The organism is Candidatus Borrelia fainii, assembly GCF_027925085.1.
GTDB lineage: Bacteria > Spirochaetota > Spirochaetia > Borreliales > Borreliaceae > Borrelia > Borrelia turicatae.
Map to the genome: position 1 here is coordinate 904,188 of NZ_AP027070.1, position 21,705 is coordinate 925,892.

The 21,705-nt window shown below is 26.0% G+C and carries 22 protein-coding genes, 1 tRNA gene and 1 other RNA gene; 17 read left to right on the forward strand and 7 right to left on the reverse strand.

Features of this window, described 5'->3' with window-relative positions; genetic code table 11:
* Positions 1-71 precede the first annotated feature (71 nt).
* Entirely contained in the window at positions 72-758 is a 687-nt protein-coding gene (locus tag QMG63_RS04200) for a queuosine precursor transporter (RefSeq protein WP_281861962.1), read from the reverse strand.
* A 151-nt stretch (positions 759-909) separates the two neighbouring features.
* Between QMG63_RS04200 and ssrA the strand changes: the two genes are divergently transcribed.
* Positions 910-1,275, forward strand: a transfer-messenger RNA (tmRNA) gene (gene ssrA, locus QMG63_RS04205).
* A gap of 59 nt (positions 1,276-1,334) precedes the next feature.
* Here the strand turns inward: ssrA and QMG63_RS04210 are convergent.
* A tRNA-Gly gene (locus QMG63_RS04210) sits at positions 1,335-1,407 on the reverse strand.
* 155 nt (positions 1,408-1,562) lie between these two features.
* Here QMG63_RS04210 and QMG63_RS04215 point away from each other — a divergent pair.
* A complete protein-coding gene (locus tag QMG63_RS04215) occupies positions 1,563-1,925 on the forward strand; it encodes a DUF3276 family protein (protein WP_281861964.1) in 363 nt (120 codons plus the stop codon).
* Positions 1,926-1,933: 8 nt separating this feature from the next.
* Here QMG63_RS04215 and QMG63_RS04220 read toward each other — a convergent pair whose 3' ends face one another.
* Positions 1,934-2,479, reverse strand: coding sequence for a ribonuclease HII (locus QMG63_RS04220; RefSeq protein ID WP_281861967.1), 546 nt, complete (start codon positions 2,477-2,479; stop codon positions 1,934-1,936).
* 69 nt (positions 2,480-2,548) lie between these two features.
* Between QMG63_RS04220 and QMG63_RS04225 the strand changes: the two genes are divergently transcribed.
* The 4 genes from QMG63_RS04225 to phoU are packed head-to-tail and all read left to right on the forward strand — an operon-like array spanning position 2,549 to position 7,121.
* On the forward strand, positions 2,549-5,002 hold the full coding sequence (locus QMG63_RS04225; protein WP_281861969.1) for an AAA family ATPase: 2,454 nt from the start codon (positions 2,549-2,551) through the stop codon (positions 5,000-5,002).
* A 27-nt stretch (positions 5,003-5,029) separates the two neighbouring features.
* On the forward strand, positions 5,030-5,416 hold the full coding sequence (locus QMG63_RS04230) for a hypothetical protein (RefSeq protein ID WP_281861970.1): 387 nt from the start codon (positions 5,030-5,032) through the stop codon (positions 5,414-5,416).
* A complete protein-coding gene (locus QMG63_RS04235; protein WP_281861971.1) occupies positions 5,413-6,438 on the forward strand; it encodes a tetratricopeptide repeat protein in 1,026 nt (341 codons plus the stop codon). The genes QMG63_RS04230 and QMG63_RS04235 overlap by 4 nt, the downstream gene beginning before the upstream one ends.
* An 11-nt stretch (positions 6,439-6,449) precedes the next feature.
* The gene (gene phoU / locus QMG63_RS04240; RefSeq protein WP_281861973.1) at positions 6,450-7,121 is read left to right on the forward strand and encodes a phosphate signaling complex protein PhoU; all 672 of its coding nucleotides are present in this window, start codon (positions 6,450-6,452) and stop codon (positions 7,119-7,121) included.
* Between the two features lie 47 nt (positions 7,122-7,168).
* Here the strand turns inward: phoU and QMG63_RS04245 are convergent, their stop codons facing one another.
* A complete protein-coding gene (locus QMG63_RS04245) occupies positions 7,169-8,014 on the reverse strand; it encodes a CheR family methyltransferase (protein ID WP_425592805.1) in 846 nt (281 codons plus the stop codon).
* 184 nt (positions 8,015-8,198) lie between these two features.
* On the opposite strand from QMG63_RS04245, the gene QMG63_RS04250 reads away from it, so the two are divergent.
* From QMG63_RS04250 to QMG63_RS04285, 8 genes are all read left to right on the forward strand, one after another.
* Positions 8,199-9,707: a peptidylprolyl isomerase gene (locus tag QMG63_RS04250; RefSeq protein WP_281861976.1), complete on the forward strand. Its 1,509-nt coding sequence runs from the start codon at positions 8,199-8,201 to the stop codon at positions 9,705-9,707.
* 49 nt (positions 9,708-9,756) lie between these two features.
* Positions 9,757-11,208 carry a pallilysin-related adhesin gene (locus QMG63_RS04255; RefSeq protein ID WP_281861978.1) on the forward strand — a complete coding sequence of 484 codons (1,452 nt, stop codon included), beginning with the start codon at positions 9,757-9,759 and terminating at the stop codon, positions 11,206-11,208.
* A gap of 5 nt (positions 11,209-11,213) precedes the next feature.
* Positions 11,214-11,987 carry a lysophospholipid acyltransferase family protein gene (locus tag QMG63_RS04260; RefSeq protein ID WP_281861979.1) on the forward strand — a complete coding sequence of 258 codons (774 nt, stop codon included), beginning with the start codon at positions 11,214-11,216 and terminating at the stop codon, positions 11,985-11,987.
* Positions 11,974-13,770 carry a DNA topoisomerase IV subunit B gene (locus tag QMG63_RS04265; protein WP_281861980.1) on the forward strand — a complete coding sequence of 599 codons (1,797 nt, stop codon included), beginning with the start codon at positions 11,974-11,976 and terminating at the stop codon, positions 13,768-13,770. The genes QMG63_RS04260 and QMG63_RS04265 overlap by 14 nt, the downstream gene beginning before the upstream one ends.
* The gene (locus QMG63_RS04270; RefSeq protein WP_281861981.1) at positions 13,770-15,656 is read left to right on the forward strand and encodes a DNA topoisomerase IV subunit A; all 1,887 of its coding nucleotides are present in this window, start codon (positions 13,770-13,772) and stop codon (positions 15,654-15,656) included. The genes QMG63_RS04265 and QMG63_RS04270 overlap by 1 nt, the downstream gene beginning before the upstream one ends.
* 130 nt (positions 15,657-15,786) lie before the next feature.
* Positions 15,787-15,924 carry a hypothetical protein gene (locus QMG63_RS04275; RefSeq protein ID WP_281861982.1) on the forward strand — a complete coding sequence of 46 codons (138 nt, stop codon included), beginning with the start codon at positions 15,787-15,789 and terminating at the stop codon, positions 15,922-15,924.
* Between the two features lie 12 nt (positions 15,925-15,936).
* The gene (locus QMG63_RS04280; RefSeq protein ID WP_281861983.1) at positions 15,937-16,113 is read left to right on the forward strand and encodes a P13 family porin; all 177 of its coding nucleotides are present in this window, start codon (positions 15,937-15,939) and stop codon (positions 16,111-16,113) included.
* A 49-nt stretch (positions 16,114-16,162) separates the two neighbouring features.
* Entirely contained in the window at positions 16,163-16,312 is a 150-nt protein-coding gene (locus QMG63_RS04285; RefSeq protein ID WP_281862128.1) for a P13 family porin, read from the forward strand.
* A gap of 205 nt (positions 16,313-16,517) precedes the next feature.
* On the opposite strand, the gene smpB is transcribed toward QMG63_RS04285, so the two are convergent.
* Positions 16,518-16,967: an SsrA-binding protein SmpB gene (gene smpB / locus QMG63_RS04290; RefSeq protein ID WP_425592806.1), complete on the reverse strand. Its 450-nt coding sequence runs from the start codon at positions 16,965-16,967 to the stop codon at positions 16,518-16,520.
* 2 nt (positions 16,968-16,969) lie between these two features.
* The gene (locus QMG63_RS04295; protein ID WP_281861985.1) at positions 16,970-18,439 is read right to left on the reverse strand and encodes a PEGA domain-containing protein; all 1,470 of its coding nucleotides are present in this window, start codon (positions 18,437-18,439) and stop codon (positions 16,970-16,972) included.
* A 203-nt stretch (positions 18,440-18,642) separates the two neighbouring features.
* Here QMG63_RS04295 and lepB (QMG63_RS04300) point away from each other — a divergent pair, with 203 nt between their 5' ends.
* The 3 genes from lepB (QMG63_RS04300) to QMG63_RS04310 are packed head-to-tail and all read left to right on the forward strand — an operon-like array spanning position 18,643 to position 20,682.
* Positions 18,643-19,623 (forward strand): signal peptidase I, encoded by a 981-nt coding sequence (gene lepB, locus QMG63_RS04300; RefSeq protein ID WP_281861988.1) that lies wholly within the window; start codon positions 18,643-18,645, stop codon positions 19,621-19,623.
* A 2-nt stretch (positions 19,624-19,625) separates the two neighbouring features.
* Positions 19,626-20,261: a signal peptidase I gene (lepB, locus tag QMG63_RS04305; protein WP_281861989.1), complete on the forward strand. Its 636-nt coding sequence runs from the start codon at positions 19,626-19,628 to the stop codon at positions 20,259-20,261.
* On the forward strand, positions 20,251-20,682 hold the full coding sequence (locus tag QMG63_RS04310) for a DUF188 domain-containing protein (protein WP_281861991.1): 432 nt from the start codon (positions 20,251-20,253) through the stop codon (positions 20,680-20,682). The genes lepB (QMG63_RS04305) and QMG63_RS04310 overlap by 11 nt, the downstream gene beginning before the upstream one ends.
* Here QMG63_RS04310 and bamB read toward each other — a convergent pair.
* The gene (gene bamB / locus QMG63_RS04315; protein ID WP_281861992.1) at positions 20,668-21,699 is read right to left on the reverse strand and encodes an outer membrane protein assembly factor BamB; all 1,032 of its coding nucleotides are present in this window, start codon (positions 21,697-21,699) and stop codon (positions 20,668-20,670) included. The two genes, QMG63_RS04310 and bamB, sit on opposite strands and share 15 nt — an antisense overlap.
* Positions 21,700-21,705 lie beyond the last annotated feature (6 nt).

Genomic DNA, 21,705 nt, shown 5'->3' on the forward strand with positions numbered 1-21,705 from the left:
CATAAAATCATATCCATCATATCATTAATTATAACATAGATTGATAGGCAATAGTTAAAGGAATATTGCTGTTATATTGAATTTTTTTTGTTTTGATATACACATTTTGCAATGTAAATGAAAGGAGTTCCTAGTATGCCTGCAAATCCTTTAATGAAATATGTGGAAATTACTATATCTAAATAAGCTTCTTTTGGGAATATATTAAAATATGTTGCAATACTTACAAAGATTATTGTATCTATTAGCTCGCTTACTAATGTTGAGCCGTTGCTTCTTATAAATAAGAATTTTGGGAATTTATTTTTAATAAATTGGTATAGGTATATGTCATTTAATTGAGATATGATGTATGCGATAATTGATGCAATTAATAGAATTGGAATTGAAGAAAAAATGCTTTCTAGGTTTTTTAAATATATATCAGAACTACTTGTTGAGAAATAAAGTTGAATATTTGTGATGAATGCAAAAATTATGAAACTTATAAATCCAATATAAACTGCTTTTTTTGAAATTTTTCGACCATAAAATTCTGATAAAATATCTGTTGCAACATATGATGAAGCATAAATGATATTACCAAGTGTTGCATTAAATCCAAATATTGTGATTTGCTTTAAAACTTGAATATTTGCGATAATGACAGATGATGTTACCCATGCAAACAATCCTTTTTTTCCAAAAAATTTGTATATAATAATTAAAATTGAATAAGTACAGATTAACATAATGAACCATAAAATTTCGTTATTCAAAAGGACTCCTTGCATCATTTATTATTTTATTTTTATTAATATATGTTGAATATATTAGGACCATTATAAGCTTTTAGATGTTGTTTTGCAAATAGGATTGTTTTGCCTTTTAGGTGCATTTATGTTATACTTTTTCTTTAAAGTATGATCAGGGGATGTTTTGGATTTGACTAAAAACTTTAGTAGCGTAAATTGCAAGCAGAGGGAATCTCTTAAAACTTTTTTAATAAATGCAAAAAATAATAACTTTACAAGTTCAAATTTTGTAATGGCTGCTTAAATTAGCAGAGAGTTTTGTTGAATTTTGCTTTGAGGTTCAGCTTATACTCTTTCAAGACATCAAAGCTTGCTTAAAAATATTTCAAGTTGATTTTTAGGGACTTTTAAACTTGAGAGTAATTTGGCGGTTTGCTAGTTTTTCCAAACCTTGTTACTTTTTAAAAAAACACTAGCTAAGCTTGTAGATATTTATGATATTATTTTTAGGACGCGGGTTCAATTCCCGCCATCTCCAATATTGTTATGCGTTAGATGTTATGCATTAGAATACACATTTGTTTAAAGTATTATTTAAAAAGCGTCCTATCGGAATCGAACCGACATCATTAGCTTGGAAGGCTAAGGTAATTAACCATTATACGAAGGACGCATAAAGAACAGAGTTGATTTTATAAAAAAAGTATACTTTATGTCAATTAATTTTATTATTAATTTTGGCTAGTATTTTTTTTATTTAGTAAGTACAATTATGTTAACTTTTGTGTGGGTTGATATAATATAAAGACTTTTTGTGTGGAGGACTTAATGGGCGAGAGAGGGGAAGTATATTCTGATAAGTTATTTACAAATTCTGATAGAACTTATTTTTTTAATGTCAAAGAAAATAGAAAGGGCGATTATTTTTTGAATATTGTAGAGAGTAAGAGAAATGTTAATGGAGATTTTGAGAGACATTCAGTTTTTGTTTATGAAGAAAATATTGAAGAATTTGAGTCAAATTTATTAAGAGCTATTTCTGTGGTTAAGAAAAAAATTTCTAAGAATTCGGTTACAAAAGGGGAATATCATAATGATTTTGATCGACACAGAGAAAGGAGGAAAAACGGTAATCTTAGTTTTGGCAGGAATTATCGTTTTTCAGACAAATCTAGAGATGAGAATAATTAAAATTTTATTTAAATGAGTTGAAAGCTTCTTCTGTGAAGTCTTAAAATTCCATATTTTTTTATTGCATCTTTATGTTCTTTTGTTGGATATCCTTTGTTTTTTTTAAGTGCATATAGAGGATAAATTTTATCGTATTCATCCATCAATTTGTCTCTTTGTACTTTTGCAATGATTGATGCTGCTTTTATCTCATTAATTATAGAATCTCCTTTAATTATTGCTTGGATTTTTTTAGCTTTTATTTTTGGCATAAATTTTCCGTCCACAAGTACTAAATCACAGTCTGTGTTTAATTTTTCATATGCAATCTGCATTGCAAGGAGCGAAGCATGATGAATATTGATTTTATCAATAATGTCATTAGGTACTTCTGCAAATGCATAATATGAATTTTCGAGTATTAATGATGATAAGTATTCTCTTTTTGCTTTGTTAAGTTTTTTTGAATCATCTAGTGCATTTAAAAATTTGGGATTTCCTTTAAAAATAACAGCTGCACTTAAAACAGGTCCAAAGATACAACCTCGTCCAACTTCATCAATTCCACAAATCATCACTATTTATTATAATATGGAATTATTCTTAGTAAATTAATTTTATTTATATTTTAATTGGGAGTGACTTTGTTTTTAGAAAAAATAGGACTTTTAGGTTTTAAATCTTTTGTTAAAATGCAGGAATTAAAATTAAATAGTAGTTTAAATTTTATTGTTGGGCCTAATGGTTGTGGGAAAAGTAATTTGTTAGATGCAATTCGTTTTTGTATAGGGGAAGATAATTTAAGTGTTTTAAGAGTTAAATATATAACAGATTTGATTTCTGCTGCTAAGTCTGGAGAATCTAACTTTGCTGAAATAACTCTTTTTTTTAATAATGAAGATTTATCTGTGAGTGATTTTAGAGATAGATTTTACATTAGAAGAAGGCTTTATAAAGATGGTACAAGTGAATATTTTTTGAATAATGATACTTTAAATCTTAAAAGTTATGAAAGTCTTATCAATAAGTTAAGGCTAAAGAATTCACCTTATATGTTTATTAATCAAGGTAAAATTGAAAAAATTTCTTCAAGTGGAAATGTTAATTTGAAATCTTTAATAGAAGAGGCGAGTGGAATAGATATGCTTAGAGTTGAAGAAGAACAGGCATATAAGAGATTGGAAAAGTCCAAAGAAAATTTGAATTCTCTTTGGACTTTAAGAGATGAATTGAATGAAAAATATGAGAAGATCAAAAATGATTTTTTTCTTAAGGGTAAGTATCAAAAATTAAAAACTGATTTAGAGATATTGGAGAAGAATTTAAGATTAAAAAAACTCTTTAATATTAATTTTGAGTTAAATGAACTTAAGAGCAAATTGGATATTAAGGATATAGATAAGATTTTATCTTTAAATAGCTTTTCTATTGAAAGTGTTAGGGAAAAATTAGAGTTTTATTCTTTTAGAGAAAAAAATGTTATTAAGAACATTGAGGTAATTAAGAAAGAAATTGAAACTTTAAAATCCAAATTGCTTGAAATAGAGATCAAGGTTCAAAAATTAGAACATGACAGAAAAGGAAAATTGAACTTGGCAGATATTTTTATGAGCAATAAAATGCAAATTGAATCGGTAAAGTTGGGCATAAATGAAGAGTTAATGGATTTAAATAATTCACTTCAATCTAAGAAGAAAGATTTTTTCACTGTTACTGATGAAATAAATAGGTATACTAGAAGTTTTTTTGAACTTGTTGATTTAGTTTTATCAATTTCTAAGGAGAGTAACATAGAAGAATTTGAACTGCTAAAGAAAAATATTTTGAATTCTTTAAAATTTTTTGAGGATACTTTAAGTATAAAATATATTAAAGAGATTAGGGAAAATTTACTTAAGTATATAGTCAAAGAAGATAAGCTTTTGAATTTATTAAAGGAAAAAATTGAACCTATTTTTGAGCAGAATATTGATTTAAGGAAATTTTTGCTTGCAAAAAATAATTCTAAGACTAGTCTTGCAAAGGAAATCACTACTATTGAGGGGCTTGTGTCGAATAAAACGGCAAAATTAAACGAGATATTAGGAGAAATTGAATATACAGAGCTTTCTAGGCTTAAGAATGAAGATGAGATTAAATTGATAGATAGTAATTTAAAATTTTTATTTGAAACTAGGGATGAACTTAGAGAAAGACTTAATAATTTGAACTTAAAATTAGATGAATTAAGTTTGGAAAGAAGTGATATTAATGTTAATTTGGATAAATTTTTAAGTGAAGCTAAGGGTAGTGAATTAGTTGCTAGTAATAAGATTAATTCTTTAAATTTGTTAGATGCTTTTAAAAATTCATCTTATTATGAATATATGAAAAAACAGGCAGAATATGACATTTTATTTAATTCTAGTTTAGATATTGCAGATGAGATAAAAGATTTTAATCTTGTTAATAAAAATTTAGAAAAATTTGAATTTACAGAAGATATGAGCAAAATAGATGCTTTACAAAAAGAAATTAATATGATTGAACATAATAATTATATTTTTTTTAATGTTGAAAGAGAATATAATGAAATAAAAGAAAAGGTTGAGAGAATAAGTTTACAAATAAATGATTTAAATTCAACTAAGGAATCTTTAAATAAGCTGAGAAAAAAAATAAAAAGGGAAATTGATAAAAGATTTAATGATGCTTTTAATGAGATTAATAATCATTTTGTTTATTTTTTTAATCGAATGTTTAAGGGCAATGGGAGTCTTTTTTATAGTAAGGATTCAGGTGAGATAGAAATCAAAATAGACTTTAAAGATAAATTAGCAAAGGGAAATAAAATGCTTTCTGGGGGTGAACATTCTTTAATTAGCATAGCATTTTTATTTGCTTTGTATTATTATTCCCCTGCTTCATTTTGTATTCTTGATGAAATAGATGCTTTTCTTGATTTTGAAAATAGTAATAAACTATCAGTACTTTTAAAAGAACTTGGTCAAAGAGTTCAATTATTTATAATAACTCATAATATGTATGTTGCTCAAGGAAGTAAAAATTTAATCGGTGTTACTAGTGATAATGGAGAAAGCGTAATATTTAATATATAATTTGTTAAGTATATTAGGGAATTTATTATGAGAGAGAAAAAATTTCATTTTCAAAAATATTTTTTAATTTTGATATTTTTATCGATTATTGTTTCTTTTCTTACTTATTTTTATTCATATAGAATGATTGAGAAGACTCGCAGTAATACAGAAGAACATTTAAATCAAAAATTAAAATTACTTAATATAGAAGATTTTTATTTTGATTTAAATTCTAGTCTAAATATGGATGATTTTTTCTTTCCCAAGCCTAATCTTCCTGATGGTAAGTTAGGAGATAGTGTAATGCATCATCAGTCAATTAGTGAAGAGCTTCTTAAGAGTCTTTGGGTAAAGTCAGATAATTTGTTTAATATTGATTTAGAGAAAGAAAATGAATCATTAGTTGATAAAATTTTGGAAAATTATAAGTGAGTAAAGAATGTTTTATTTATTGTAGTTTTTTATTTTTTATTATTAACATTATACCTTCTTTAGCTTTTGAAAATCGATATAGTACTTATGAGCTTGATTTTAGTAGCGAGAAGCAAGAATTTTTGGTAAATACTAATTCAAAATTTAATTTTTTTTTTAAAGATGCTACTTGGATTTATATTAAAAATGTTAAAAATAATGCTTTCATCAGACTTTTAGCAGAATCCTATCAAAATGGAGCTATGTTTACTTTTCAAACTTCAAAGAATGTTGGGATTATTATATTGACTTTTAAATATCAAAATGTTAAGGATTCTAGGGATTTTACTAAAAATGTGATTTTAAAAATTGCTAAGAGGGAAGAATCTTCCAAATTGAATGAAATGAATCCCGAATATAATTTAAGTTTAGATAAGGTTATTAAAACTGATAAGAGTAATAATAATTTAAACTTGAGAGACATTATGAAGAGAGCTTTAAATTTATCTTATATTAATGACTATAAAGGAGCAATTGCATTACTTAATAAATATGATTTTGATGATAGTGAATATACTTTATTAAAAGCCGAGCTTTATTATAAGAGTGGAGATTATCTGAATTCTTACTTAAATTACTTGAGTTTAAGAGATATATACTTTAATAAAATTTTTTTAAATCTGATTGAGCTTGGAATTAAATTAAGTAAGGTGGAAAATGTATTAAGAGATGTTAGATTTTTAGTAGAAAATAATATTGATTTTGATGAGAATACTTATCTTGATATTCTTGAATTTTTGTTAATGAATGGCGAATATGAATTTTTTTTGAATTTAAGTTTTCTATACTATTCAAAGTATTTAAATTCAAGGTTTCCAGATAGATATAACTATTTATTGGGCAAACTATATGAGACTGAGAGCAAATATAAAGATTTTATAAAGTCTATTAGTTATTATAAGAGAGTTATTGATAGTTATCCTTTTAGTAGTTATTATGAGCTTTCTAAATTGAGATTTTTATTTTTAAAACGGTTTTTTTAGGAGAATTTGGTATGATTAGACGTAGACTTACTAAACAACTTGAAGTTATTAAAGATTATCTTTGGGATATGAAGGAGTGTGTTCTTAAAATCATAGAAAACTCATTAATAGCTTTGGAATCTAGAGACAAAAATTTGGCTAAAAAGATTATCAATGAGGATGAGAAAATGATAGATGATTATCAATATGATATTGAGGATTTATGTGGACGAATAATTGCTACTGAACATCCTGTTGCTACTGAACTTAGAGAGATTTTGGCAATTATTAAAATAATCAGTTCTCTTGAGCGTATTGCGGATCATTCTACTAAAATTGTAAAGGTCGTACTTCTTTTAGAATCTAATGTAGGTGATTTTTCTTCGGTTGATATTTATCAAAAGCCTTTAAGGGAGATGGCAGACACAGCAAAAGATATGCTTGCGAATATTTTTGATGCGTATTTTGATGGAGATTTTGTTAAAATACTTAAAATAGTAAAGTATGATAACATTATAGATAAATTATTTTCAAAGCAAAAAACGATTGTAATTGATGCGATGAAAAATGATCCGGAGAATTTAGATTATCTTTTAAATATATTATTTTTAAATAGTTTTTTAGAAAGAGTAGGGGATCATGTTGCAACAATAGGTGAGTTACTTTATTTTGTTAAAGTGGGAGAAAAAGTAAATCTGACTTAAAAAGATATGATTTAAGTTATGAATAAAACAATTTTCACTTGTTTTACTTAGTTAATTTTTTTATATGTTGCTGGCATGATGTATTTTAAATTTTTATTTTCTCTAATTGTTTCTGAATGACCAATGAGCAAATAAGAGTCATCTTTTAAATGTTGAGTAAATTTTTCAGCAAGTTTATTTCTAGTTTTTTCATCAAAATAAATCATTACATTTCTGCAAAAGATTAAATCAAATTTTTTCTTGAATGGGAAAATTTCATTCATTAGATTCAACTTTTTAAATTGAATCATTTTTTTTAGTATATCTTTGACTTCGAATTTGTTATTTGTAAGCTTATTTAAATATTTGATTTTTAGATGATTGGGGAGTGTTTTTACCCGATCTTCAAAATAAATTCCCATTTTAGCTTCATTAAGAACAGTAATGGAAATATCTGTTGCTAATATTTTTGCTTTGCAGTGAATTTTGTTGTTGTTTATGTATTCATTTAATATCATTGCAATTGTGTATGCTTCTTCTCCACTTGAGCATCCAGCTGACCATATTCTAATTTCTTCTTCTCTTGATTGAGCCATTTGTTTAAGCATTTTGGGTAACAATTTCTTCTCAAGAAATTCAAAATGGTTAGGTTCTCTAAAAAAATAAGTGTGATTTGTTGATATTTTATCCACTAGTTCTATTAAAGATATTTGATTGTTTTGTTTTTTTAAGTAATTAATATATTCTGTAAAATTGTTCAAATTTTTTGCTCTAATTATTGATGATAATCGACTTTCAATTAACAATTTTTTTTTGTCGTTAAGATTAATACCGAAATTATTATAAATTATTTTGGTAAGCCTATTAAACTCTTCTTGATTTATTTTGATATTAAATTCATTATTCATACACATTGTCTTTTACCATATTTTTCATTATTAAGTTGTAGGGATCCTCTTCAATTTCCAAAAACATTTTACGTACATTTATGATACCAAAAATGCTTTTTGATATAAATATTTTAATTGAAATAATATGTTAATTATGCTATTTTAATATCTAAAATGTTATTTTATTTAAATTACAAAGGTTGTTTTTATGCGTAAGAGAGTAAATCAAGCAAAAGAAGTTATATCCAAAGTTGGTTTTAATGATAAAAAAGTTGGAATATGGGGGCTTTTAGCACTTATCTTAATTGTATTTGGGTTTATTATTGCACCCTTAATGCCAGGTTTATTTGATACTACTGATTCATCTAGTTTAAAATTTGGATCTTACAAGGGACAACCACTTTATTATGAAAAAGACAATAAATTTGCTCAATATGTTAAATCTTACTCAAATTTTTATTCTAAATTGAAAAAAAACAATAGTCTTGATATAGAATATTTTATTTGGAACTTGGCTTTTATGAAATATGTTGAAGATATTGCCTTTATTGATTTAGCAAAGACTAATAGTTTCTATGTTTCAAAAAATATTTTGAATAAGAATTTAATGAATTCTTCTGTGTACTTAGACTCTAGTGGTAATTTTAGTCCCAAGAGATACAATAAGGTTTCTGATTATCAGAAGTTTAAGATTCATAATGAAACAGTAGACAATTTACTCTCTTCAAACATACAGGTTTTGTTAAGCAGCAGCTTCATATTGCCAGGTTCTCTTCTTAATGCTATTAAAAGTATGAATGAAATTAGACGCAATATTGCATATGTTTCACTCTCATACCAGGATTTTCCAAAAGATGAGTTGATTTCTTATGCTGAGCAGAATCAAAAATTATTTAAGAGTTTAGATATTGTTTCTATTCGTTTTAAAAATTTAAGCGATGCTGGTGTTGCTTATGAGAAATTGTCTAAAGGTATGCCTTTTGAAGAAGTTGCTAAACTTTATTCCGAAGATGTTACTAATTTTAAAGGTATTGCATCTTCTAAGAAGTATTATTTTGATTTGGATCTTATCCTTGAGAAAAAGGAAGATCTTGCTGTAATTTTTTCTTTGAAGGTGAATGAATTTACTAGTCCTATTAAATCTAAAAATGGAAATGGATATGATATATACAAAGCATTGAGCAATATTGGTGATTTTGATAAAAATTCAGAGCATGATATTAGTTCTGTTAGAAACTATATAGAAACTTATGAACCTAGTTTTATTGAGACTTTTCTTGAAAAAAAGCTTAATGATATTCTAACTGAAGTTAATTTGGATGGACCGCAACAAGTTTTTAAAAAACATAATTTGGTATTGAAAGAAGATGTTGTTAATCTTGCGTATAATATGAATATTTATCCTAGTACTTTAAGGGAACTGTCAGTTTTTAGCAATAGTAAAAATTTTTATGATGTTATCTTTGATTTGAAAGAAGGTCAGTGGTCTAAGCCCTTTTTAGCAGATCAGCGAGTTTATTTATTTTCTTTCAGTTCAAGTGTTAATGATTCTGTTAATTCTGATAATTTAATTAAAGAAGATCGTATGCTTGATATCCTTTATCAGGCAAATAATAAGTTAGTGTTGGATTATATTTTGAATAAAAATAATTTTAAGGAAAATTTTAATGAAGCATTCTTTTCTTTACAGGATTTTAGTTTAAAGACCAGCAATTAGTATGTTTAGACATTTAAGTTGTTGTTGGTATAGATAAAAATCATGTAATATGTGTTTAAAAAAATGGATTATATTTCTTTTTGTGACTTTGTTCTCTTGTGTTGAAAGCAGTAAAGATTTTATTATCTTTAATAAAGAGATGAAAAAAAATAGTGAAATAAGTTATTCCGATACAGATTTAAGTGGAGATACTGGAGAAGATGTCTTTGGTTCTTTGATTGACCTTAAGGGTTACAAAATTTTGTCAGTTCATCAGGAGAATTTAAATTTGGATGTTTATTTTGAACAAGTGGTTTTAGCACAAAATTTTGCAGATCTTAAAACTTATTTATTTATTATTGGTTTTGATCCAAAGAGTCATGAAGCAGTCGTTCTTTTTAAAACCCAAGTAAATATTGATTCTAAAAATTCTTACAATATGTATCTTGAAGATATTACTGGTGATTATAATTTTGATATAGTAATCCAAGGTTTTTTGGATGAAGATTCTGTTTTGTATATCTTTCAAAGATCAGTTGCTAATGATGTGGCCTCGTATAGACCTATATTTTTTGATAAGGTGAATGGAAGTATTATTATAAATAAGTATGATAGATCTTCAGCTTATGATGATAAAAAGTCAAGGGAGAGTTATTCTATTTCTTTGGAAAGGTATGAGAAGCAGGGTGAGGATATGATAGTAAGTAAAATAGAAAAGTATGAGTATTCTCAATTGCAAGGTAAATATTATCCTTTATCTGCTAGTGAGAAAGTCAGGTGGATAGATAATGATGTATATAAAACTTTAAAAAATTTACCCAAAGAAGAAGTTTATAAATTTTTATATGGTGTTTGGTATGATAGTAATTCACATCAACGTTTAAGGAAGTCAAATTTTGAGGATGCTTTATTTTTATCATTTAATAGGCATCTTAATGAAATTAGTATTTTTAAAAACAATTCTCAAGAAATTGCACACATTGAGTATATCTCAAGACCTGCTTATAATATTCTTAATATCAGTACCAAGTCTATTTTTTCAGATTTAATAGTATATAATTTTTGGATTAAAATTATTGATATTGATAATATTGAGATAAAAATTGATACTGGAACAGATGCTTATGATAAATATGGATTCTCAGGTGTTTTTAAGCGATTTAATGATTCTGTTTTAGTCGAGGATGCTAAAAATTCTTTGTTTATTCCAAGTGGTAATTATGTGTGTAAGGATATCATTTATGATTTTTCTTATCCTAATCTTACTTATATTGTTGGAGATAACATTTATTATGGAATTTTTAATGTTTTTAGTCTAAATAATAATTTGGTGCTTGAGTATGAAATTAGCATGGATGAAAATAAGATAAGTGAAGCCTTTATTATTGAGTATAGTGAGAGAATAGTCCAGAAACAAAAGTTTTCTACAATTCTCCTTAATCCTATTAAAATTTTAAAAGATGAATTAAGTTTGGTAAAGGGGCAGAAATTGAAACTTGAAAGGATAGAAAAATTAGGTTAAATTTTATGAAAATATTAAGAAGTATTGTTACTTATATTAATTTTTTTTTCTTCGTTTTGGTTTTTACTGTTTTATTTCCAGTATTTTTAATTTTTAAGATTTTTAGGTTTGAAAATTATTTTATAAAATTTAGTTTTATATTAGTTAGATTTGTTATTAAGATCAGTTTGTGGTTTGCTGGAATTAAAGTTATTCTTACAAAAGATGATGATTGTTCTTTGCCTGAGGATGGTGTAGTCATTATGGCAAATCATATTGCTTCAATGGATCCACTTTTTTTAATTTATGTCTTTATGAAACCTTTTGTGATAGTTGCTAAGAAATCCCTTTTAAAAATTCCGTTAATTAATTTTCTATTAATTTCTATGGGATCTATTTTTATAAATAGGAATAGTATAAAATCTTCTGCTATTACTCAAAGGAAAGCAGCTAAAGTTATTCAAGAAGGTGGCGCTATTGGAATTTTTCCTGAAGGAACTAGAAATCGAGGTGGTAGGACAAGAGATTTTAAAAGAGGTTCTGTTAATCTGGCTTTAAGAACAAATTCTCCAATTATTCCTGTGACTTTGTTTAATACACATAAGGTTTTTGTTAAAAATTTGATATTGAATTCAGGATTATCCGTATATGTACATGTTCATTCTTTAATAGATGTTTCTAATTTGACAGATGATGATAAGGCGCGACTTCATATTATTGTTAAAGATAAGATAATTAAAAAATTAGGAAAGATGAAAGTTCAATATAATGTTGATAGGAATTTAAATGAAGACAAATAGTTATGATGAAAGTAAGATTGTTACCTTATCTTCCCTTGAGCATATTAGGTTACGATCTGGAATGTATATTGGGAGATTGGGAGATGGTTCTAATATTGATGATGGTATTTATATTTTAGTTAAAGAGATTATTGATAATTCAATTGATGAATTTATTATGGGTCATGGCAAAGAAATTTTAATAAAAAAAGAAAATGATATCATTAGTGTAAGAGATTATGGTCGTGGAATTCCTCTTGGAAAAGTTGTAGAGAGTGTTTCTGTTATTAATACTGGTGCTAAGTATAATGATGATGTTTTCCAATTTTCTGTAGGACTTAATGGAGTTGGAACTAAAGCGGTTAATGCTTTAAGCTCAAAGTTTTTAGTAAGGTCAATAAGAGATGGAAATTTCTTTGAGGCAATTTTTTCAAAAGGGAATTTAATTAATACTACAGAAGGCAAGTCGAATGAGCAAAATGGCACTTATATTGAATTTTTAGCTGATAGAGAGATTTTTGGTAAATATAAATATAGTGAAGATTTTTTACGAAGAAGATTCTTTCATTATGCTTGTTTAAATAAAGGTTTAAAAATTAATTATAATTATCAAATTTTTCAATCTGATAATGGACTTCTTGATTTTATAAATGCTGAGATTAAAGGTGAAGACTTACTTTATGATTTTGTTTATTATTCCAGTAAGACTTTAGAATTTGCCTTCTCTCATACAAATAATTATGGTGAGACATATTTTTCGTTTGTAAATGGACAATATACTAGTGATGGAGGTACCCATCAAACAGGATTTAGAGAAGGTTTTGCTAGAGCCATTAATGATTTTCTAAAAAAAACATATTCATCGACTGATATTAGAGAAGGACTTATAGCTACACTTTCAGTTAAGATAAGAGACCCAATATTTGAAAGTCAGACTAAAAATAAGCTTGGTAATATTGAAACTAGAAGCAGTGTTGCTAAAGAAGTACAAAGGATAATTTTGGAAATTCTTTATAAGGATAAGACCCTTGCAAAGGCAATTGAAAATAAAGTTATTGATAATGAGCGTCTTAGAAAAGAATTAAGTAGTGTACGCAAAGAGGCAAAAGAGAGAGCAAAGAAAATATCTTTTAAAATTCCTAAACTTAAAGATTGTAAATTTCATTTTAATGAAAAGAGTATGCATTCTGATTCGACTATGATCTTCTTAACAGAAGGAGATTCTGCAACAGGGTCAATGGTGTCTTGTAGAGATGTATATACACAGGCTATATTTTCTCTTCGTGGGAAGCCACAAAACATGTTTGAAAAAAATAAGTCTGAAATATATAAAAATGAAGAACTATATAATATGATGGTGGCTCTTGGTATTGAAGAATCAATTGAAAATTTGAGATATAATAAAATAGTCATTGCTACAGATGCAGATTTTGATGGTTTTCATATTAGAAATTTGCTTTTAACATTTTTCTTAACTTATTTTGAAGATTTAGTTTTGAATGGACATATGTATATTTTAGAGACACCACTCTTTAGAGTAAGGAATAAAAGTTCTACTATTTACTGTTATTTTGAAGAAGAGAAGCAAAAAGCTATTCGTGAACTTAAAAATCCTGAAATTACAAGATTTAAAGGACTTGGAGAAATTTCTCCAAGTGAGTTTAGGAGTTTTATTGATGTTTCTAATATTAGACTTACAAAAGTAGATCTTGTCAATATTAAGGAAATAAAAGAGAACTTAGGGTTTTATATGGGACCAAATACTCCAGAGAGGCGAAATTTTATTATGGAGAATTTAATTTAATGGATATTAAAACATTACTTAAGGATAATTTTTTACAGTATTCATCTTATGTTATTAAAGATCGTGCAATTGCTAGTGTTATTGATGGATTTAAGCCTGTGCAGAGACGAATCATACATTCTCTTTTTGAGATGAATGATGGCAATTTTCATAAAGTTGCGAATGTTGTTGGAAATACAATGAAATATCATCCCCATGGTGATACTTCAATTTATGAAGCACTTGTTAATATGGCAAATAAGGATTTATTTATTGAAAAGCAAGGAAATTTTGGTAATCTTTTAACAGGAGATCCTGCTTCTGCATCGCGTTATATTGAATGTCGATTAACCCCTTTAGCGTTTGAGGTGCTTTATAGCAAGGAAATAACCTCTTATGAACCTTCTTATGATGGTCGCAATGATGAACCTTTAATTTTTCCTGCTAAGATTCCTGTAATACTTATTCAGGGAAGTGAAGGAATAGCTGTTGGCATGTCTGCTAAAATTCTTCCTCATAATTTTAATGAGATTTTAAGTGCTGTTAAAAGTGAGTTGCTTGGAGAGTCTTATGAAATTTATCCTGATTTTCCAACTGGTGGAATAGTTGATGTTAATGAGTATGCTGATGGAAATGGAAAAGTTTTGGTTCGTGCAAGGATTGAACCTACAGATGATAATAAGGCCATTTTAATAAAAGAATTGCCATTTGGAGAGACTACTGAGAGTTTGATAGCTTCAATTGAAAGAGCTATTCGGAAAAATTATATTAAAGTTTCAAGTATTAATGATTTTACTACCGAAAATGTGGAGATTGAATTAACCCTGCCAAGAGGAGTTTATGCAAGTGAAGTTATTGAAAAATTGTATCATTATACAAATTGTCAAGTTTCTATTTCTGTTAATTTGCTTTTATTGAGTGATAGATATCCTGTTATCTATACTGTTACAGATATTATCAAGTTTCATGCTGAGCATTTGCAAAAAGTTTTAAAAATGGAACTTGAATTGGAGAGAAATAAAATACTTGAAAAAATATTTTCTAAGACTCTGGAACAAATGTTTATTGAAAAGAAGATTTATAAAATTCTTGAGACTATTTCTAAAGAATCCGATGTTATTAATATTGTTCTTAGTGAAATTTTAAAATATAAAGATAGTTTTTTGTATAGAGAGATTGTTTTAGATGATATTGAAAATTTACTTAAAATTCCTATTAGAAAGATCAGTATGTTTGATATTGATAAAAATAACAAACATATTCGAACTTTAAGTAAAGAATTAAAAAGTGTAGAGAGTAATATTAAATCAATTAGAGGTTTTTCAATAAATTTTATTGATACTCTGCTTGCAAAATATTCCAAAGTTTATAGTAGAAAAACGGAAATATCCCTTATTAAGTCAAAAAATGTTAAAGAAATAGCTACTAAGAATATGAAGGTTTATTTGAACTTAAAGTCAGGTTTTGTTGGGACTAGTCTTATTGATGGTGAATTTATTGGTAATGCTAGCTATTATGATAAAATATTGATATTTAAGAAAAATTCTTATGTTTTAAAAAATATTGAAGATAAAACATTCATTGATAAGAATAATGTGAATATTTTAGTGTATGATATCAATAATTCTAAAGATCAAGTATTTTCTATAATTTATCTAAATAAAGTTGATAATTTTTATTATGTTAAGAGGTTTAAGATAGATAAGTTTATCACAGACAAGGTTTATGAATTTTTAAATGATGGAGATGAATTTATAGATTTTGCTTTAAATCCAGAATTTGTAGAATTTTCTACTAGTAAAGATATTGTTAAAATGATTGGCATTGATGATTTTATGATTAAATCACGCATTTCTGTGGGTAAGAGAATTTCAAACAGTATTATTAAGAAAGTTAAGTTTAAATGATTCGTATCGAAATTAAAGATTGAACAATTTAATTAATAAGTATATGATAAACAGATAATAAGTATGTAATGAAGTATATGATGCAATATATACTGCAAACATTGAGCAGTTTATATTTGGGAGGTATTTTATGAAAAAAATATTGATTTTAATGTTGGTTTGTTTTTGTGCTCTTGTTAGTTTTGCCCAAAATCATGATGAAATTGTGGGTAGTGGTGACAATGTGGAAAAGATGTTACTTTATGAATCTTATAAAAAAATCCTGTAGTGCCTTTTTTTATTGAATCTTTTTTTAGGTTTTGGGATAGGATCTTTAGTACAAGGCGATATTACTGGTGGATTACTGAGTTTAGGCTTTTATGCTGTAAGTATTGGTTTATTGAGTTATGGTGGATATTCTATAATTGAATCTCATTATAAAAAAATGAAAAACCAACAGTGTTTGCTTTATCTTTAGTGGCAATAGGGGGGGAGCTACTCTAGTTTTAACACGAATTATTGAAACTATACTTCCTTTTACATATGCTTCTAGTTATAATAGAAAACTTCAAGAGAATTTGGGAATAACATTGGGAGGATTGCAACCAGAAGTTGATATGAATTTTAGTGAAGATGCTAGGTTAATGCTTGAAATCTCTTTCACTAAGAGGTATTGATTATAAAAATCAAAATAAAAAATGAATAATTAATATATTACAATTACTCACTTTATGAAAATTTTGGTAATATTTGTTTTTCATTACCTATCAAAAATGTATTTCGTTTTTCTAATTTTTAATTTTTTGTTAATGTGTACTTTTTAAGTAAGTGATTTTTATTTGCGCTTTAAGATTGTTATATGATTTATAAATTGTATTTAATTCATCTATATTGTTTGATCTCACGATTTAAATCTTTTTTTATGCTTTTTTGTTTTAATATTTCTCGTTTATCAAATAATTTTTTTCCTTTACATACCCCAAGTTCTACTTTTATCAATGAATTCTTAAGATAAATTGAGATAGGAACTAATGTATATCCTTCTTTTTCTTTAAATTTTTTTAGTTTTTGTATTTCTTTTTTTGTTAAAAGAAGTTTTCTGCGTCTTATTTCTTCGTGATTAAAGATATTACCTTCTTTATATTTTGCTATATGTAAATTTTCAAGCCATATTTCATCTTTTTTAATGCTGGCAAAGCTATCATTAAATGAAAATTTTTTTAATTTAATGGATTTAACCTCAGTTCCTTTTAAGATGATTCCACAGTTTATTTTATCTTCAATGAAGTAATTGAATCTTGCTTTTTTGTTTTCGAGCAATAATATACTCACACCTATTCCTTTTCAATAACTAGTCTAAATCCAATGTTTGGTGAACACCAATGTTTTAGGAATGAAGCTTGAGTTGAAGGTTTAAGTGTTGAGTTGTTATTATAATTGTATGTTCTAATTTCAGTGATTAGTGAATTAAAATTTGAATTTTCATAGTATATATCATTTTCGTCTTGAAATAATATGGAGTCATTGATTTTTTGGTTTTGCATTAAATTCCAAAAGCCAACTTTTTTAGATATTTCATTTGTATTTAAACTTTCTATAGATTTTGGTACTTCTTTTTGATATATTTCCCATTCTTGAGATATAGGAAGTCTTGCTTTAAATCCTTTAGGTAAATTTGAAGAATACCATTTAGTATATTCTATTGCTGCATGATAAGATATGTTAGTAATATCTTCATTTGAAGGCATTTGTTTAAAGGTTTTGAGGTAACTTTCATCTACAAGTTCTTCTTTTATTAAATTATCTTTATTATTTAGTGACCATTTTGGATTTTCATTTAAAAATTTTTGATATTCGGTTTTAGTTACATTTCTGTTCTGGATTAAAAATTCTTTTAATTTATATGTAGTCTTGAGTGTTAGATTTTGTGAATATAATTTGTAATTTTGGATACTTTCAATATTTTGTGGAGCTATCTTTTTAAAATTCTTTAGATGTAAATTTATATTTTTAGTTTCAAAGTTTAATACTTTATTTTCATTTTTTAGTTTTTCTATTAGTGTTTTAAACCATGTTTCGTTGGATATTTGTTTTTGTTGTTCGTTATCTAAATTTTCAAAAAACCAAATTATTGCCCTATTTTCCAAATTAAAGTTTTGTTGTAGAGATTTCCATATTTCTTTACTGTTATTATTGTTTATTGAATAAATATTTTTGTATGCTATGAGAAAATCTTTAAACATTGTATTTGAATGTATATGTGGAATGGATGTTTTAAAAAATTTCTTTATATGCTCTGGGCTGTTCTGTAAGTCGTTTATAATTAATGAGAATACGGGGATTAATTGTATATTGTCGTTATTGTTTTTAATTTTTGTCATAACTGAGAGTTCTTTTTGTCTTTGTGCAATAATCTTATTAGGATTTTTTAGTTTTAAATCAATGTTGAATTGATAGCTTGTGAAAAATTTATTTTGTATATCAATTTTTTTTTCATAGGTATCAAATCCAAGCCTTTGAATTTTTAAGGTTCCTTTAGTAGAATTTATGTATTTTTTTAGTGGGGTTCTTCCAATATATTTTTCGTCTAAGTAAACATATGCATTATTGACATTGGTTTTTATCTTTAAGTATGCTCCAGGATTGTTTAATTTGGTATTTATGATTAAACTAAATACTAATATTAAAGGTAGGATAATTATTGTAAATAAAACATAGATTTTTGGGCTTATTCCTAATATTGGCTTTAACTTTACTGTAAGTAACTCATCATTAATATCAAGGCCATCATTCTCTTTGAGCATATATAATGATTATAAAAAAGTATGAAAAGAAATTCAATATTACATGTATTTTATTACATGTATTTTTCTATATTAGTTAAAGAAAACACAAATATAGTTATTTATGTTTTTTTTAGATTTTGTTCTTTTTAATAAAACTTTGTGATTATGAAGATATTGATAATTATTGATTTTATGTATAATTTGTTTTTGAGGATAAGTGTATGTATTTAGAAAAATTAGATAAGTTTGCTAACTTTTTAGTGAAAATTATTGAAAAATATTTAACTTACAGGAAAAAAAGGAAGTATTTTTATAAACTTAAAGCTAAAAGACGAGGCTTTATGCTTAATTTTTTACTTGAACTTTTAGGTGCTTCGATTTTTGTTTTGGGAATAAATCAATATTTTTTACAAGCATATAGGATTCCATCAGGATCAATGGAAGATACTCTTCAAATTGGAGATTTATTATTTGTGGATAAATTTTCTTATGGACCTGAACTTTTGCCAGGAGTATGTAAAATAAATGGAATAAAAGAACCAAATGAAGCAGATATTGTGATTTTTGAAAATGTAGAATATGAATCAAAGGGACTTTTTTTTGATATTTTGCATAGATTACTTTATATGTTGTCTTTTAGTTTTGTTGATCTTGATAGGGATGAAAATGGAAATCCTAGTGTTAGATTCCTTGTTAAAAGAGCGTTATTTGCAGATGGTAAGCTTGTAAGATTTCGAAATGGGAGAGTGTTTGTTAAGAAAGAAGGCGAAGAAAGTTTTATAGAAGAAAATTTTTATAAAGCTTCATTAGGATATAATTTTGCTATTAAGAAGCTTATAGAAGATTCGGACTATAGGGTTTATGATAACCTTGCTATGTTTAATGCATTAAATCAATTGAGTGTTGATTTAGAGAATATATCTGATTTTTCATTTTTTAATATTAGGGAAGTTGATAGATTTGAAATTGAAAGATTGGAATACCGTTATTTGGTAGCTTTCATGCCATATGTTGATTATTATATGGAAAAGGCAATAATGAGGGATTATGGAATATATGTGCCTTATGGGTATGTATTGCCTATTGGGGATAATAGAGATAAGTCTTATGATGGTAGATTTTTTGGTGTTATAAATAAAAATAAAATTCTTGGTAGAGTTTTTTTCATGTATTTCCCTTTTTCTAGAATAGGTTTGATTTAAATATGGCAGCATATTTAACTTTTGAACAAAGACTTTTAAGAAAAAAGAGAAGACAAAATTTTCTTAAAATTATTCTGTTGTTTTTGGTATTAAATTATTTTTTTACAAAATTTGTCTTACAAATTTTTATTTTTCAAGGTGATGAAATGTTGCCTTCAATTACAAAGAATGATAGTTTAATTTTTATTTCAAAATATATGCGATCTTTTTTTGTTCCTTTGAAAGTGAATGATATTGTGCTTTATGAAGATTCAAATTTAAGGAGAAATTTTGTTTTAAATTTTTTCAGGGATTTATTTTTTTTTAACAAAATTTTTAATACAAGAAGTTATAAAATTGCAAAAATAGTTGCTACTCATGGAGATCTAGTTTATGTTAAGGGTTTTGATATCTTGGTTCATAGGATAGATGATAATTCTTATTATTTGAATGGTAATTTTATGAGTAATTATAGATTAAATGATTTTTTTAAGTTTAATGAAGTAATTAAGTGTTTTGCTTTAAAGAAAAATGAATTTTTTCTCTTAAATGAGAATTTGAAAATTTTAAATGATTCTAGAATATTTGGACCTGTTAAGAAATCCCATATTTTGTCTTTTTTAGTATTAAGGATAGTGGATTATAAATTTGTTAAATAAAATTTTTGTTGATGCTGATTCTTGTAATTTACAAGTAATAAAATTTTTACAAAATTTTGTTTCAAATAGAAATGCGAGGCTTATTTTGGTTGCAAACAGGCATTTAAATTTAGAGATGTCAAAAAATACTTCTGTTAAAATTGCAAGTGATGTTGATTCTTTGATTTTAGAATTAATTGATAAAAATAGTATGGTGGTTACCAGGGACATATTATTTGTTAAAAACTTATTGAATTTGCAAATTAAAGTTATGAATGATGAGGGACAAATTTTTGATACGAATAGTATAAATTATTTGTATTTTAGATCTAAATTAAATATTAATTTAGGTATTAAAGTTAAAAAATATTTTCATGAAAAAACTAATAAAGCTCGGTATTCAAATTTTGTAATGAATTTTCATCGTTTATTCTTTAATTAGCTTTTTATTTTCAATTTTCCATAATCCTTTTCCTTGGGTTAGTATGTAAATTGTTTTATTTGATGTTGGTATAATATCATTAAGTCTTGTTTTACTTAGTTGTGAACTATGATAAGAACCTGGTAATACAGATTGTGAAGGTGGTTGCAGATCAAATGTGTTTTTATTTCTTACAAGTTCTACAAATCCATTATTACTGCCAATAAGTATTATTCCATCAACTTCTCTTGCAAAGTATGCAATAAATTCTCCTATGCCATCTCGATTGAATATTGGATCTTGGTAATTATTTGTGCTTGAGTATATTTTGAATTTTTGATTTGATGTATCATGATTTCTTCCGGTAAACACCAAAGTTTCTTTGGAGCCACGGATGCTTGTTTCTATTATTGCCATTATTTCATTTGTTGTTTTAACATTTATAGTTCCGCCACTGTTTAGTTTCCAAATTTTTGCAAATTTTCCTGTAATAGACAGCTGGTCATTTGAAATTTGATAAAATTTATCATTGTTAGTTGTGTTGTTGGGAGTTTGATTATTTCCATTTATATCTAGAATAGTTTGATTTCCATTTTTTTCTAATGCTAGGATAAAAGCAGAAGTAATACCACTTGTCCCTATGGACTTTAGGAATTTAATTGGGATTAGATTTTTTTGAAATAGAAGTTTCCAATTATTACTTTCAAGAGAGTAGAGTTCTAGTTGTCCATTTTTATTTTGAACTAATAAATATGTTTTGCCTGATATATTTACAAGGTCAATTACAAATTCATAAAAATTGCTAAAATTTACTCTTTCAACATTGCCATTTGATTTTTTAAATAAATGCATGGCTGCAACATAAAGAGTATCATTGACTAATGAGATGCCACTTGGACTTGAGGTGTCTAAAATATTATTATTACTATTTATTTTTTGTAACTTACTAAGCTGAGCAAAGATAGATTCACTTGAACATGATAAAAATAACATTATTAATATTATTATCATGAATTTTTTGTAACCTTTTTTATCCATATTTAC

Excerpts from the sequence above, each read along its gene's own strand:
- QMG63_RS04250 (WP_281861976.1), top strand. The coding sequence starts at position 8,199 with ATGCGTAAGAGAGTAAATCAAGCAAAAGAAGTTATATCCAAAGTTGGT.
- QMG63_RS04295 (WP_281861985.1), bottom strand. The coding sequence starts at position 18,439 with ATGCTCAAAGAGAATGATGGCCTTGATATTAATGATGAGTTACTTACA.
- QMG63_RS04215 (WP_281861964.1), top strand. The coding sequence starts at position 1,563 with ATGGGCGAGAGAGGGGAAGTATATTCTGATAAGTTATTTACAAATTCT.
- QMG63_RS04245 (WP_425592805.1), bottom strand. The coding sequence starts at position 8,014 with ATGTGTATGAATAATGAATTTAATATCAAAATAAATCAAGAAGAGTTT.
- QMG63_RS04230 (WP_281861970.1), top strand. The coding sequence starts at position 5,030 with ATGAGAGAGAAAAAATTTCATTTTCAAAAATATTTTTTAATTTTGATA.
- bamB (WP_281861992.1), bottom strand. The coding sequence starts at position 21,699 with ATGGATAAAAAAGGTTACAAAAAATTCATGATAATAATATTAATAATG.
- QMG63_RS04260 (WP_281861979.1), top strand. The coding sequence starts at position 11,214 with ATGAAAATATTAAGAAGTATTGTTACTTATATTAATTTTTTTTTCTTC.
- lepB (WP_281861989.1), top strand. The coding sequence starts at position 19,626 with ATGGCAGCATATTTAACTTTTGAACAAAGACTTTTAAGAAAAAAGAGA.
- QMG63_RS04220 (WP_281861967.1), bottom strand. The coding sequence starts at position 2,479 with ATGATTTGTGGAATTGATGAAGTTGGACGAGGTTGTATCTTTGGACCT.
- phoU (WP_281861973.1), top strand. The coding sequence starts at position 6,450 with ATGATTAGACGTAGACTTACTAAACAACTTGAAGTTATTAAAGATTAT.
- QMG63_RS04270 (WP_281861981.1), top strand. The coding sequence starts at position 13,770 with ATGGATATTAAAACATTACTTAAGGATAATTTTTTACAGTATTCATCT.
- QMG63_RS04255 (WP_281861978.1), top strand. The coding sequence starts at position 9,757 with ATGTGTTTAAAAAAATGGATTATATTTCTTTTTGTGACTTTGTTCTCT.
- QMG63_RS04265 (WP_281861980.1), top strand. The coding sequence starts at position 11,974 with ATGAAGACAAATAGTTATGATGAAAGTAAGATTGTTACCTTATCTTCC.
- QMG63_RS04275 (WP_281861982.1), top strand. The coding sequence starts at position 15,787 with ATGAAAAAAATATTGATTTTAATGTTGGTTTGTTTTTGTGCTCTTGTT.
- lepB (WP_281861988.1), top strand. The coding sequence starts at position 18,643 with ATGTATTTAGAAAAATTAGATAAGTTTGCTAACTTTTTAGTGAAAATT.